Origin of the sequence: Paenibacillus sp. RRE4 (genome assembly GCF_031844205.1) — a bacterium.
Classification (GTDB): Bacteria; Bacillota; Bacilli; order Paenibacillales; family Paenibacillaceae; genus Paenibacillus; species Paenibacillus xylanexedens_B.
The window spans coordinates 1,268,595-1,283,189 of the sequence record NZ_JAUZUT010000001.1 but is presented as its reverse complement, the minus strand read 5'-3'; the positions used below and the strand labels follow the sequence as shown (position 1 = coordinate 1,283,189).

At 44.4% G+C, this 14,595-nt stretch carries 11 protein-coding genes; all 11 read right to left on the bottom strand.

The features are described from left to right. Positions 1-46 precede the first annotated feature (46 nt). Positions 47-1,132: a glycoside hydrolase family 53 protein gene (locus Q9R46_RS05915; RefSeq protein WP_311279290.1), complete on the bottom strand. Its 1,086-nt coding sequence runs from the start codon at positions 1,130-1,132 to the stop codon at positions 47-49. A 32-nt stretch (positions 1,133-1,164) separates the two neighbouring features. Beyond that, positions 1,165-2,043: a carbohydrate ABC transporter permease gene (locus Q9R46_RS05910; RefSeq protein WP_090924410.1), complete on the bottom strand. Its 879-nt coding sequence runs from the start codon at positions 2,041-2,043 to the stop codon at positions 1,165-1,167. 29 nt (positions 2,044-2,072) lie between these two features. After that, complete coding sequence (locus tag Q9R46_RS05905; RefSeq protein WP_123064365.1) at positions 2,073-2,963, bottom strand: ABC transporter permease; 891 nt, start codon at positions 2,961-2,963, stop codon at positions 2,073-2,075. A gap of 275 nt (positions 2,964-3,238) precedes the next feature. Further along, the gene (locus Q9R46_RS05900; protein ID WP_311279289.1) at positions 3,239-4,063 is read right to left on the bottom strand and encodes a TrmH family RNA methyltransferase; all 825 of its coding nucleotides are present in this window, start codon (positions 4,061-4,063) and stop codon (positions 3,239-3,241) included. 210 nt (positions 4,064-4,273) lie between these two features. Then, positions 4,274-5,965: a type 2 periplasmic-binding domain-containing protein gene (locus Q9R46_RS05895; RefSeq protein WP_311279288.1), complete on the bottom strand. Its 1,692-nt coding sequence runs from the start codon at positions 5,963-5,965 to the stop codon at positions 4,274-4,276. Between the two features lie 123 nt (positions 5,966-6,088). Continuing rightward, on the bottom strand, positions 6,089-7,717 hold the full coding sequence (locus tag Q9R46_RS05890; protein ID WP_311279287.1) for a response regulator: 1,629 nt from the start codon (positions 7,715-7,717) through the stop codon (positions 6,089-6,091). Positions 7,718-7,743: 26 nt separating this feature from the next. After that, on the bottom strand, positions 7,744-9,498 hold the full coding sequence (locus tag Q9R46_RS05885) for a sensor histidine kinase (protein ID WP_311279286.1): 1,755 nt from the start codon (positions 9,496-9,498) through the stop codon (positions 7,744-7,746). A 551-nt stretch (positions 9,499-10,049) separates the two neighbouring features. Continuing rightward, positions 10,050-10,748: a hypothetical protein gene (locus Q9R46_RS05880; RefSeq protein WP_311279285.1), complete on the bottom strand. Its 699-nt coding sequence runs from the start codon at positions 10,746-10,748 to the stop codon at positions 10,050-10,052. A gap of 173 nt (positions 10,749-10,921) precedes the next feature. Continuing rightward, positions 10,922-12,451, bottom strand: a complete 1,530-nt coding sequence (locus tag Q9R46_RS05875) for an ABC transporter substrate-binding protein (protein ID WP_311279284.1) — start codon at positions 12,449-12,451, stop codon at positions 10,922-10,924. A gap of 143 nt (positions 12,452-12,594) precedes the next feature. Beyond that, positions 12,595-13,503: a carbohydrate ABC transporter permease gene (locus Q9R46_RS05870; RefSeq protein ID WP_145329543.1), complete on the bottom strand. Its 909-nt coding sequence runs from the start codon at positions 13,501-13,503 to the stop codon at positions 12,595-12,597. Between the two features lie 17 nt (positions 13,504-13,520). After that, the gene (locus Q9R46_RS05865; RefSeq protein WP_311279283.1) at positions 13,521-14,507 is read right to left on the bottom strand and encodes an ABC transporter permease; all 987 of its coding nucleotides are present in this window, start codon (positions 14,505-14,507) and stop codon (positions 13,521-13,523) included. Between the last annotated feature and the right edge of the window lie 88 nt (positions 14,508-14,595).

Below are 14,595 nucleotides of genomic sequence, written 5' to 3'. Positions count from 1 at the left end.
ACTCCCTTGCTGTTGAATTACGATAATTTTACTGTTGCATACTATCTTAAACGAGAGTAGTAACATTTAGTTCTTGCGCCGCAGTTAAGGCCTTAAATGATTCAAGCTTGCGCCCTTTAAAATCAAACATCGTCAGATTGCCCCAGTTGTTCGGATGTCCTACAGACCATTCTTCCTTGCTCGGAATCCATGCTGGCTCCCAATAATAGAAGCCATGGCCCAGACCGCCGGGAACCTCGCGAATAATCTGCAACATATCCTTCAGGTATCGGGTTTGCCCTTCTACCGTTGCAGGATAACCTGGCAGTAGCATGTCTTCCTGATTCATGATCCATTCGATGCCTTCCGGCTGTTCCAACGTCCACGGGTATGCCGTTTCAACCACGTTGATTGGTTTGCCGTAGCGTTTGGCAAGATCATTCAAATTGTCACGCAAGGCGTCCAATGTTCCATGCCACCAAGGATAATAAGACAGACCGATGACATCGAACTCTACACCTAACGCTTCAAAACGATCATAGAACTTACGGCTCTCGGCATTATCGCCGCCGCGGTCGATATGAATCATGATTTGAATGGAAGGGTCAACGGATTTAACCGCTGCAATACCATACTTCACAAGCCCTGCAAAACGTTGCCACTGTTCGTCTGTATCATGTTCTTCACCACCGACACGTCCATCATCCCATAACATGCCTGGCGTAATTTCATTACCAACCTGAACCATATCCGGCAAGGCGTCGTGTTCTTTCAATGTGCGGAGCACATCCGCCGTATATGTGCATACAGCCAGTTTAAGCTGTTCATAGGACAAGTTCTCCCACGCTTTCGGTTTCCACTGATTCGCGGGATCAGCCCAGCGATCAGAGTAATGGAAATCAAGCAGAAACTGTAATCCCTGCGCCTTGATTCGTTTGGCTACTTCTACCGTGCGCTCCAAATTACAGTATCCGCCGGCGGGATCATTCCAGATGCGGAGCCGGATCGCGTTCGCATCATTCATTTTGAGAATGGTCAGCAAATCTTCCTCTTTGCCATCCACATCACGATATGTTCCCCCATGCTGTTCGATCTCGTCCATAAATGACACATCCATGCCGAGAACGAATGGTTGATTGGTTGATGAATTCAAAATATCAGCCTCCAGTGATTAGGGATTGAGGCTCAGCCTTTTACTGAGCCCAGTGTCATACCTTTTACAAAGAAACGTTGCAGGAATGGATACACAATGAGGATCGGCGCACTTCCGATAAAGATTTGGGCTGCGCGTACCGTCGTTTGCGAGATCGTTGCCATTTCCTGCGGATTCATTGCCATCGTGCTCATATCACGTTTGATAATGACCGTCTGCATGAAGGTTGCCAAGGGATAATCTTTCGCATTGTTCATGTACAAGAGACCGTCAAACCAGGAATTCCAGTGAAACACCATGCTGAACAGCGCAATCGTTGCGATGGAAGGCATGGAGATCGGCAGGAAGATGCTGAACAAAGTTCTGAAATGATTCGCTCCGTCGATCAGTGCCGCCTCTTCCAGCTCTTTCGGAATGCCGCGGAAGAAATTAAGCATCAGGATGACGAGAAACGTATTGACTGCACCCGGAAGTACCAGCACCCAGAAGGAATCCATTAAGCCAATCTTTTGAATAACCATGTAGAACGGTACCAAACCGCCGTTGAAAATCATGCTGAAGACGAAAATCCAGGAGTATACCGTTCTGCCTTTGAACTCACTATTTTCCTTGGACAGCGGGTATGCTGCCAGGAAAGTAATCAGGAGTGTGATCCCTGTACCAATGACGGTACGGAGTAGTGAAATCCAGAGCGAGTTCAGGAAGATCGGATTATTCATTGTTTTTTTATAGGCTTCGAGGGAAAACCCTACCGGCCAGAGACTGACCAGATTTGCATCTGCCGCAGCCTTGTTACTGAATGATACAGCCAGTACGTGAATCATTGGCACAATACACATGATAGCAATCAGAATAAGAAAACTGATATTGATGACATTGAAAATGCGATATGATGGTGATTTATGATACATCGTAGTCCCTTCCTTCTCTGTTCATTCGATTAGAATATGCGGTATCCGGCGTATTTCTTGGCCAGGCTGTAGGATACGAGGATCAGAACCATACTGATCACGGATTTGAACAATCCGATCGCGGTTGCAAAGCCCATCTCTCCATTTTCCAGCGCCGAGCGATATACGAATGTATCGATGATGTCTCCTGATTGATATACAAGCGGATTGTACAAGTTGAAAATCTGATCGAATCCAGCATTGAGTACGTTACCCAAAGCCAACGTTCCAACGACCATCAACATCGGTACAAGCGACGGAATCGTAATGTGAAGTGTTTGCTTCCAGCGGTTTGCTCCGTCAATCTCTGCCGCTTCATACAGCGCCGGGTTAATGCCAGCTAGGGCAGCCAGGAAAACAATCATGTTATACCCGAATTCCTTCCACACATCCGTCACAATGATCGTTGGTCGGAACAAGCTGTTATCTCCAAGGAAGAAGTATGGTCCAAGGCCAAATGTGCCGAGCACTCGGTTCACAAGTCCTCCCGTTGACAACAGATCAAGCAGAATCCCGCCCAGGATAACCCAGGACAAGAAGTGAGGCAGATATACCAACGTCTGGATCGTGCGCTGAATGGCCATCTTGCGAACCTCATTCAGCAGAATGGCGAACACAAACGGGACAAACAGGTTAAAAATCAGCTTGAGTACCGCGATGATCAGCGTGTTCCAGATAACCTGCAAACTATCATCACGTTCAAATAAATATCTAAAGTTATCAAGCCCGACCCAATCCGAGCCGCTGATGCCCATCCATGGTTTGTAGTCCTGGAATGCCATAACAATTCCGCCCATAGGCACATAACTGAAAATGATCAGAAAGATGATGGCTGGCAGCAGCATTACGTGGAATGGCCAAGTTCGTTTTAAAGTTCTCATGATTGCTCCCCCTGTAATTCTTCCTACTCAAGTACTCCTGAGTGGCTCTATAGGCAAATTATATCAACCTTCCAGCACCTCCAAACAGCGCATAAAAGCAATATAAATGGCACAAAAGCAACCTATTCAAAAAAAAAAGATGATCCATGTAAAATCCAGTGATCATCTTTTTCAAGCCGTATATTTTATTATTTACCTATTACATTGGAAAAGTTTAAACAGAGGGAAATCAGCGGATTACGAACTATTTCTGAATTGTAATTTAATTAATAAATTTAGTAGCCGAGATTTCTCTGCCTGCTAATTTCATAAAGAATGATTGACGTCGCACAGGCTACGTTTAAGGAAGAAGCGGATCCCCCCATAGGAATCTTGATCATAGAAGTACTCATTTCTTTATACTTCTGTGACAATCCTTCGGTTTCGTTACCAATAAGTAGTACTGTTGGCTTGGAAAAATCATTATAGTAGATTTCCTTACTACCAATGGCACTTGTACCCACTATTTGAAGTTCAGGAAACGTTCCATTTAACCCATCAATCCAGTTCTGTACTTGATTTGGAGAAGACATTCGGATAATGGGAACATTAAAAAAAGAACCTGTTGTAGCCCGGATGGTCTCTGAATCATATGGATCAACGGCATGACCCGTAATTATTAATCCTTGTGCGCCTAATGCATCACAAGTGCGAATAATGGTTCCAAGATTCCCTCTATTAGAAGGTCTATCAAAAACCACAACGAGCATTTCGTTAGTAATTCGCAGTCTCGAAACATTATCTTCGGGTATTTCAACGATTGCTATAATTTCAGATGTTTCTTCTTTATCACTCAACTTTTCCATTAAATCTCCATGTAATTCATAGTGATACGTCGCTCTTGAGTGACTAAGAATATCTTTTGCCCAGTTTGAGAGCGGCTTATGCTTTGAATAGAGAAAGTTTTTAATCTTCCAGTCGCTCTTCATCAATTCATTTATATTACGAACTCCTTCAACAAAAAACTCATTATATTTATGTCGTTTGTTTCGATTACGTTTCAGGACTTCGAATCTTTGATAATCATTATTTTCAGTAAAAATATCTATTACTCTTGACATAACTTCTCCTATCTTCCCTTTATAATATTCGCATTTTATCATAATTAAACTAATAAGGGAAACAATCTTCATTTTCAAAATTCAGTACAAGGTGGTTAACGATAACTAAATTTTAAAAAAAGTCATCCTCGAACAGACCGTATTACACAGCCTGTTTATCAAGGATGACTTTTTAAAATACTTATTTACTAGTAAACAACTGAATAAAACTTATTTTTTCACGCCGTCATACCACTCGTTTACTTCTTGAGTGATCTGATCGCCACCGCCGGATTTCCATGTTTGAACAAAGGTATCAAACGAATCGACCGGACTCTTGCCATAGATAATCTCATTAAAGGTCTGGTTCTCGATTTTGTTGAGATAATCCAGTTTGGACTTCATCGTTTTTGTCGTAGGCCCTGTGAACATGTTTTTGAAAGAAATGTCTTTCTGTTCGAGTAGCACTTTAGCCGCTGCAGGTGTTTCAGGTCCATAGTTCACTGCTACGTCTTTTTCCAGCTTCGTTTGCGGCTCTTTGCCATCTGCCAGATTCATCAGTGCTTTCATCTGTGCATCTGGAATACGAGCGCCGTCTCGAACTAACAGGTAACGCACAACGTTAACATATCCACCGTCAATTTGATCAGGTTTTTTCTGTTTTCCATTGGCATCCAGCTGATAGTCGTATCCATCGAACAAACCGTTATCATACGGGCTTCCTGGAGCCGGGTCAGCATAGTTGTCAAACAGGTAGTTCTGGTATGTGAAGAATGCTTCTGGATGTGCCATATCTTTTTTGATCAGTGTTACACCGTTAACAAACTGTGTTCCGTGACGCATCGCTTTACCATCTGGTCCAGCCGGAATAGCAATGGGCTTCCATACAGCACTTGGTACGTTCTTCACTGTATCGATCAACGGCCATCCACTCATCCAGTAAGGTCCAGGGATAATGCCTGCTGTTCCTGCAACTGCCGGCTCAGCCGTTTTGTTCTCATCCCACAGCGCCGCTTCCTGAGGAATATATCCTTTTGTCAGCCATTCATTCAGCTTCGTCAACCCTTGTTTCATGCCTGGGTTAATGGAACCATACTCCAGCTTGCCATCTGCACCTACATTCCATTGGGAAGGCAGTGTACCATAAGCGCCGAAGACCCAAGAAGGATCACCCATCCATGTGTTCATCGATGTTTTGAAACCAATACTCAGTGGGGTTACTTTATCTGGCGCAAGACCATCCGGATTTTTGTTTTTGAATGCATCCATAACCACTTCCAGTTCATCAATGGTCGTAGGTGCTTTCAAATTCAGCTTGTCCAGCCAGTCTTGACGAATCCAGAGCAGGTAATCGTTGTTGTACGCGTAATCCAGTACGGGAATACCCATTCTTTTACCGTCACGGCTGTATTGATTCCATACGTTTGGATCTTGCTCCATTGCTTTTTTCCATGTGTCTGAAGCATATTTATCGAACAACGGGCCAACTTCCTGATACATACCCGAGTCAATCAAATCTTGAGCCACCAGATTGTCCGGTTGTCCAACCGTAACGATATCAGGCATTTCCTGACCGGAAGACATTGCCAAACGCAATTTTGTTGCGAATGCACTGTTCGTATCCGTCACAGACCAAAGAGATTTGATATCAATACCAAATTTGTCCTTCGCCCATTTGGTAGCTACGTTATTTTCCATGGATTCACCGTTTTTAAATTTCAGTTCCGGGTCAATCCCCCATGCCGTCGTGATCGTTACTGCCGGATCATACTTTTCCTTGTATTCATTTTGAGCTCCTGTGGAGCTTGGTGTTGCACTCTCTTTGCTTTCATTGCCACCTGAACATCCTGCAAGCACGACGGTCAGACACAGCGTTGTAGCGAGAAGCGACAAGAATCTCTTTTTCGTTGATTGCGCTCTCATGTTGTTCCCCCTTAAATCGTTTTGGTTACCCTTTCATTATAAGACGGGTCAGGACATCAGCCTATGATACGAAATCAAGATTTCTGCACCTTTGCCAACCTATATGCTCGAATAATGTTGTATTTATGTCTGATCCCGGAATTCATTCGGTGTCAACCCATAATGTTTTTTGAACATTTTGCTGAAATATTGCGGATTCTGATATCCGAGTTCACTCGTTATCTCATATATTTTTTTATTCGTATTTTTAAGCAGATACAGCGCCCGTTCCATACGCATACGAATCATATAATCTCCCAGACCCTCGCCTGTCTCTGCTTTATATATTTTCGATAGGTATACCGGATGTAGATAGACTTTGTCCGCTATCATCTTCACAGAGAGGTCTTGTCCGGTGTCTCTGGTCACCAGCTCCTGTACCTGTTTAATAACGTGTCTGCGGCTTTGTGCTCCCTCCTGATCGGACAATTCCTCCTGCAGCTTCGCCAGCATATCCATAGCCCAGCGCCTTAGCTTATCTGGAGATTGGATCAACTGATGAGCCAGTAACAAATCAAACCCCGCATGGTCGATCTCGTGTACCAAGTGACCCTGCTTGTGGGCGATGTACATAAAAGCATTGGTAACCGACAAGTACATCTCATACACATACTCTCTGGACAAGCAAACCTGCTCAGCCGCATCAAAAACGGCATTCAACTTTGCGGCTGCCATCTCCCATTGTTTCGTCTCCAATAGCTGAGGCAATACCGGTGGCTTGTACAACTCTTCAAGAGCCTGAGCCGCATCATTTTCGGGGCGCTTGTTTAGGGTATTTTCCATATCCATATAGATGATCTTGTGTTCTTCCGGTCCAGTAAGAACAAGAGAACCCAAGCTTTTTCGATACACGTTGGTGAGTTCTTTAAAAGGAAACGGCGGGGTCACAACGATGGACAAATCCCCTTGAAGGTAACGCACCACATGCTCTCGGAAGGTCTCGGCAACATTACGTGATGGACTGTTGACCAGCAGGGACTCTTCCGCCTGTTCCCGGTTCTGCAGGAACATCACCAAACAATCATGTGGCCCACGGCTGAACCAGACATGATAGGTCTCCCCGAGCACTTCCTCGGCGATATTTCCAACAGCAAAATCCATCAAATCAATGGACTGCTGATCCATGGATGCAAAACGTCCTGCAAGACGAATCAGCATCATCGCAGCAGGCTGTTCCGGCTCTATATAAAGCTCATATTGCTCTAATTGCTCACGCAGCGCTTTAGACGAAATCTCTCGACCAAGTAGCAAATCATGCATAAGATTCTCTCTTAGAATCTTGTAATCGGATTTACGACTGTACAGCAGACGATGATATTTGTCGAACTCATCCCACTCATCCCGCAGCGAGGTAATCGCCACTGATACCGAATTCATAAACTCATCATCATTAACAGGTTTTAAAATATAGTCAGCCGCCTGTAATTGAATTGCCTTTTTGGCATAATCAAAATCACTGTGACCTGTCAGCAGAATACAGCGCACATGAGGCCAGCGCCGGTTTACTTCCGAAATCAGATCAAGGCCTGTCATACCTGGCATTCGAATATCTGTAACGATGATGTCTACTGCATTTTCTTCCATAATCTCCAGCGCTTCCTTGCCCGATGCTGCACGCAACACCGTTGTGACTCCAAGTTCCCCCCAAGGAATCGTTAACTCCAAACTTTCTGTTACATACGTTTCATCATCCACAAGCAATATATCAATCAATGCGGTCACTCCCTAGTCCCTTATATTCACTCTTTGTCTTTCAGCAGAGGTTGTTGTTCCACTGGCCATGACAAGGTCACACGAACTCCCCCGAGCTCAGATTCCGCCAGTTCAATGCCGCCCTTCCCTCCATACCTGAGTTGTAACCTTTGATTCACGTTCCACAATCCGCAGCCCATCTCCTGATCCATCGTACCTGCAAGTTTGATCAGCATTGCTTCTCGCTCTTCTTGCGTCATCCCTTGACCATCATCTTCGACAATCAAAAACAATGTACCATCTCGTTGCTCACCGGATACCCGGATCTCACCGGCTTCTGCATCCGCTTCAATACCATGGATGACCGCATTTTCAACCAGAGGCTGTACGATTAACGGAGGCACTTCAATCCGCAACATATCTTCTGGCAGATCCAGCGTGTAGTGGATACGTTCCATACGCATACGTTGAATTTCAAGATAGTTAGTCACAAATTCAATCTCTTCAGATAACGGAACAACATCCCGCTCCTGTCTTGTGGTGTACCTGTAATACCTCGACAAATTGTGCGACATAGCCACAACGGCATCGACTCGCTTCAGCTTCGCCATACTCGTAATGAACGAAAAGCAATTATAGAAGAAATGCGGGTTAATCTGTGACTGCAATTGCTTTAAACGTGCTTCCCGAACATGGATTTGCTCGAGATATACGTGCTCAAACAATTGCTGAATCTTTTCAACCATGGAATTAAAACGTTCAGACAAAAAACTGAACTCATTACGGCCTTTGGGCTCGATACGTACCGAATAATCTTCTTGCTTCAATCGCTGGAAACCGCGAATCAGTTGCTTTACTGGTACTTGAACTTGCACATATAACAAGTAAGCCGCGATACAACTCATCAGTAACAAGCAGATCATTGCAGAATAAAACAGCAGATTCGACTGGTGAATCGGTTTCAAAATATCCGAAAGCGGCATGTAATCGACCAAATACCAGCCGGTTGTACTCGATTTCACAGAATTGACCATGTAAGGCTCATTTCCAATGACGATCGTGCGATTTTCTACGTCTTGCAGTGTATGGCTAGATAATTCTTGGATTAATTGATTCGTTAACGTACGATCTGATGTCCGGTTATAGATCACCCCTGTCCCTTCGCGAAAATAGAACGGGTCATGCCTTCCGTCGCCTTTGAATTTATCGAGCATGTCACGGATATTATCGCTGTCGAACTCCAGCTTGATAATCGTTTCTGCATTCTCCGCAGGATTCTCTATGCCATAAGGAGACACTGTAATCCAGCTGAATTTGAACCGATCATTCTGCCCATCCTCGATTTTGTGCACATCCCAGCCAGAGATGAGGCTTTCTTTTAAAGCCTGCTTGTCATAAGTACGGGCATCCCGTTCCGAGATCACCCTGCCAAGGGATGGGGAGTACAGATATAATTTGGTCTCCCAATTAGAGGAACTTTCCTGAATACTCAGCTTGTTCTGGATTCGCTTGACGAGATTAATAGCATCCAGGTCAAAATAACGGCTCTCCGCAAATATGCGCCGAAAGCTCGCAATATCAGGGTCATGAATCAGCAGGTTCGGCCAAGACGATAACAACTCAATATGGGTGTTGACCTGATTTTGGAAAAATTCAAGCTGATTGCTGTTCGAACGATTAAGCTCAGCCCTTAGTACTGCTGTTGTTTTATGATTGGAATACCAGTACAGGAGCACAACGGGAATAAGCATGATCAAAATTAAAATGACCATCTTGGAAAACAGATTTGTCCGGTATGACATGGAAGTTTCATCTCGCTTTATTTGTTTTTCTACTTAATTTATAAGTTAGCTCTTTTTTACACATTAACGGAGAGGATAGAAAAAACCTGGAAAAGCGAAGCGTTCGCCTAAAAGCTTTCTGCAAGAAAGCTGCATCGGAAGCATACGCTTATCACCGGATTTCCCCCTTTGGAAAAGGGAATTCAAAAAATCTGGGGATAACAGCTACCCTCAAGGTTATTCTGTCATCGGAGTGGGCTGTGTAAAATCTGTAGCTTAACTTATATCGTGACATTAATTGTAGTCAAATTGGTTGTAAATACAAACTATTTCTTGAACGTGGGTAAACCCAATCAATAGAGTAACCCACTATCTATTTTAAGAGTTAGAGCCCCTATGAAAAAGGAGATAAAACCAATGTATCAGCACTAAATTCAACTTCTGTACATGAAAAAAACCGGCAGATATGCCGGTTCCGTCCGTATAAGCAAAGACTTGCTTTTATGTTTTCCTTCTGCAAGTGATTCATTATATATGTTATGTACTTGAAACTAGAGTCTGTTTATCACGAACTAAGGAATGTCATAATCAAAAACCGTATTTCTCCCATCGACTGCCACATCTAATACAATATCCTTCAATCTGCCCCTTACTTCGAGCGGGCTTTCCGCCACACCTGAAAATTCAAGTGTACCCGTGAATGTCTTCCTCGGTTCAATCTGGATGGGCTTCGCCTCTAACTGAACCGAGTGTAAAGATTCGGATAGCGGATCATCCTGATTGGAATAACTTCCATACAAATCAGGTTTAACCATTACAGCAACCGCAGAGTTACTGTAATTTTTCAGCGTCAATTCACAGGTTGCCAAGGCATATCCATTGGATGACACATCATAGGTGCATGAGCTGTCATTCTGTAGGTAAGATATGCTATTCATACCTGTTGCTCCCCATTTCACCACATACATCAACTTATCTGTCATAAATGAGTAACAGAATATGATGGTCAAAACAGCAATCCATAACGTCTTTGCCACAAGTGGAAACTCGCACATGATCTCTTTCCGTGTAAGATAATATCCACAGGCAAGCATGCCAAGTCCAAAGTACATCGTGATGTGAACACCACTTAAGTAGGATGTGGTATAAGGAGAAATACCAATGGATAATAACAACGAATCTCCTACGGAGAAACCGAGATGATGTTTAAAGGTAAAAATGATGGCAAACAGTAATAACCCCCCTGAGAACACAAGCCTGGTTCTCGACACGCAAACACCTCCTAATCATCCACCATATTATATCATATTTTTCCTATTTTTGATTAACGATCCATACATAAAAAAAGGAGTTATCGGTAAAAACCGATAACTCCTTTTTGGGAGCCCTGCTGATGAGATGTATTGGATGATGGAAACATGTACTCTCTCAGGATAGCACTGTATTATTTTTGAGCCAAAAATGCATCCAGTTGCTCTTGTTTGGCCGCGATAATTTTATCGATACCTGCTGCTTTCAATTTTTCCAAATACTTTGGAATCATTTCATTCGGATCAACTGCACCCGAGGTCATGCCTGGCTTAAACTGTTTGTTGACGTTATTTACAGCCGCTATTTCATTTTTAACCGACTGGCTGTTAAATGTGAAACCAAGGGCAGGAGATTTTACGCCTTTCGCATTAAACTCCTTGAACTTCTCCCATTTCTGCGGATCTTCGTTATCCCACAGATAGTTCAGGAACTGGTTACCCAGTTGCCATTGTGCACCTGGATTGTAGGTACGACTGTTCGCATCTACACCGTCAGGCAGCTTGATGATGTTCTCTTGGCCTTCTACTTTTACATAGTGTTTGCCTTCGATACCGAAGTTGAGCAAATTGTTAATTTCTTTGTCGGAGTGCAGCAAGTTAATGACTTGCATTGCTTTCTCCGGCTGTTCGGAAGAACGGGAGATGGCAAGCATCGCACCAGAGGCATCACCGGTTGTAATCGTTGGACTCGTCATCTCAATTTGCGTGAGCGGATGTCCTACATAACCTTCCTCTTCCTTGTCTTTACCTGGCTTCATGCCATCCGTCCACATAAAAGCTTTGCCGGCTTTCGCCTGATCTTTCGGGAATACATTGGACGTAGCCGCATCACTATTGATATAGCCGGCTTGATACCATTTACGTGCAAGTTCGGCTGCTTCTTTGAATTCCGGTGTTTCGACCTCATTCAGCACGGTAGTCTCCCCCGCTGTTTTGGAGATCACTCCAGGTACAGAGGCATCCCCGAGGTAATCCCAGTCGAGATTTTCGAGCAATCCGTTACCGTTTGTATTGGACATATAGAACGGAGTCACAGCTGGCTCGTTTTCCTTGATTGTTTTAAGCAGTGGCTCCAGATCAGCCCATGTTTTCACTGCTGTCAGGTCCAGTTTGTATTTATCAGCCAGATCCTTGCGTACCAGCACGCCACGAGTGGCTGCAAGCTCCTTATTCGTTGGTACACCATAGTTCACGCCGTCTACCTGGGAACCTTCCAGGAAGGCAGGGTCCAGATTTTTCTTGATATCCTGACCATATTTATCCAGCAGTTCATTCAGCGGCAAGAATGCACCCTTCGCCACGTTTACCGTGTAATTCTGCCAAGCAGCGGTAAAGATAATGTCTGCTTTTTCCCCTGAAGAGATCATCAGGTTCAGCTTGTTATCCCACTGTCCCCAGTCCACAGCATTAATTTTGATGGTTGCCCCAATCTTGGGCTCCATCTTTTTGTTAATTTCTGCTTCCACAAGAGCGACATCTTTCTGAGGTGTGCCCGGATAGAACAAGGAAACCTCATAAGGCTTTTCATTGTTTGTGTTCGGCGTACTGCCCTCAGCACCAGGTGTTGCAGAGTTTCCCTTGTCTGACGAACAACCAGCAAGCACCAGTGCCAGTGCCATGGCCGCTGCCGTCATACGTGACCATACTTTTAACGATTGAACCAATTGAACCCCTCCTGTTCGTATAATGGACCGTTGTCTTTCACACGTTTACCGTTCTTCCCCAATTCCTCATAAACGGCAAACTTTCTGTATATGCCCTTTCGTCTATCTCCCTTAGACCATACTCACTCCCTAACCGGCCGGAGTTATCCTTTCACAGCACCTACCGTCAGACCTTTGATGAAGTAACGCTGGAAGAATGGATACGCCAGTACGATTGGACCAATACCGACGACAGCCATCGCCATTTGCAACGTTTTGTTTGGCAGATTGAGAAGCCCGCCCTGCGATGAAATCTGTGAAGAAACATTAGAGTTGGTTGTTAAATATTGAATATCGAGCAGCGTCCGGTACATAAGGTACTGAAGGCTGATCGTCCGGTTATCCGAAATAAAAATCATACTAAGATACCAGTCATTCCAGTAGTTCAGCGTACTAAACAGCGCAACGGTTGCCATAACGGGCAATGAAAGCGGCAGTACGATTCGCAAAAACGTTTTCAATTCACCTGCTCCATCGATGCGTGCTGATTCCAGAATGGAAACGGGAATGGAATTCGCGAAGAACGTACGCATGACCAGTACAAAGAACGGTGATAAGAGCAACGGCAAGATCAAGGCAAAAATCGAGTTTTTCAAATCCAGCACGTTGACGTAAACCAGATACCAAGGAACAAGTCCACCGTTAAACAACATCGTAAAGAAGATGAAAAAGGCGAACCAGCCTCGGTATGGCAAATCTCTTCGTGAGAGCGGATAGGCATATAATGCGGTCAGCGCAACGCTCGTAATCGTACCAACGACCGTTACAATGATAGAAATTCCGTACGAGTGGATAATCTGATCCATATCTTTAAAGAGGAATTCATAGGCCGTAAGGCTGAATTGCTCCGGAATAAGCTTGTAGCCATTCGCAATAACGGTTGTCTCGTCCGAGAAAGAGATGGCGAAGACCAGTATGATCGGCACGATACAGGCAATGGCATAGAATAAAAACATGAAATGAATGACAGCAGCAGAACGCTTCGATACAGCTAATGGATCACGTGTTTTCACAACTGACTTGCCTCCTCTCAAAATAGTGCATTATCTTTGTCGATCCGTCTGACGATGGTGTTGGATACCAGCACCAGTACAAATCCGACAATCGCTTGATATAAACCTGCCGCAGATGACATCCCGATGTCTCCACCAATGAGGAATGTCCGATATACATACGTATCAAGAACGTTGGTTACAGGGAACAGCGCGCCCGATTCCAGCGGAACCTGATAGAACAAGCTGAAGTCTGCATAAAAGATCCGGCCAATCTGAAGCAAGGTCATAATGACAATCAGCGGGATCAAAAACGGAATGGTGATAAAACGAATCTGATGCCACTTCGATGCACCATCCAGCACAGCCGCTTCATAATATTCTTCGTCAATGCCCACAACAGCGGCGAGATAAATGACGGCATAATAACCGATATTTTTCCACGTATTCACGAGCGGCAGGATATACGGCCAATACTTCGGTTCCGAGTACCAGTCAATCGGCTGTCCTCCGAACATTTGCAATATGGTTGAGTTCATAAATCCCGAGTCCTTGCCGAGGAATGCCAAAACGAGATAACTGACCACGATCATCGATAGAAAATAAGGCAACAACATCAAAGACTGATACAGTTTGGACATCGCTTTGTTTTTGACTTCGTTGAGTAAAATGGCGAGACCTACACCGACTATCAGATTAAGTGCAATAAACACGCTGTTGTATGCAAGGGTGTTTCGCGTAATCTCCCATGCATCGCTGGTTGAGAACAGATATTTGAAATTGTCCCACCCGCTCCACGGGCTTCCCCAGATTCCATCCGCGTAGTTTACATTTTTGAATGCGATCAGAACGCCGAACATCGGCATATAATTGTTTACCAGCAGAAACAGAATGCCTGGCAAAAACATCAGGTAAAGCACCTTGTACTTGCCAAGATTGTACAACACGGACTTGCGCTTTCGAGCCGTGCCTTCCGGTATCTCCGATATCCGTACGCCCTTACCCGCTTGGGGTTGTGTCTTCATAACGTGTTCTCCCTCACTCCTCTTGAATTCTTCCTCAGGATGAAGCTCCGTGCGCCTCCTGTGGTTCAAGTATACGGCGGGGCGATCA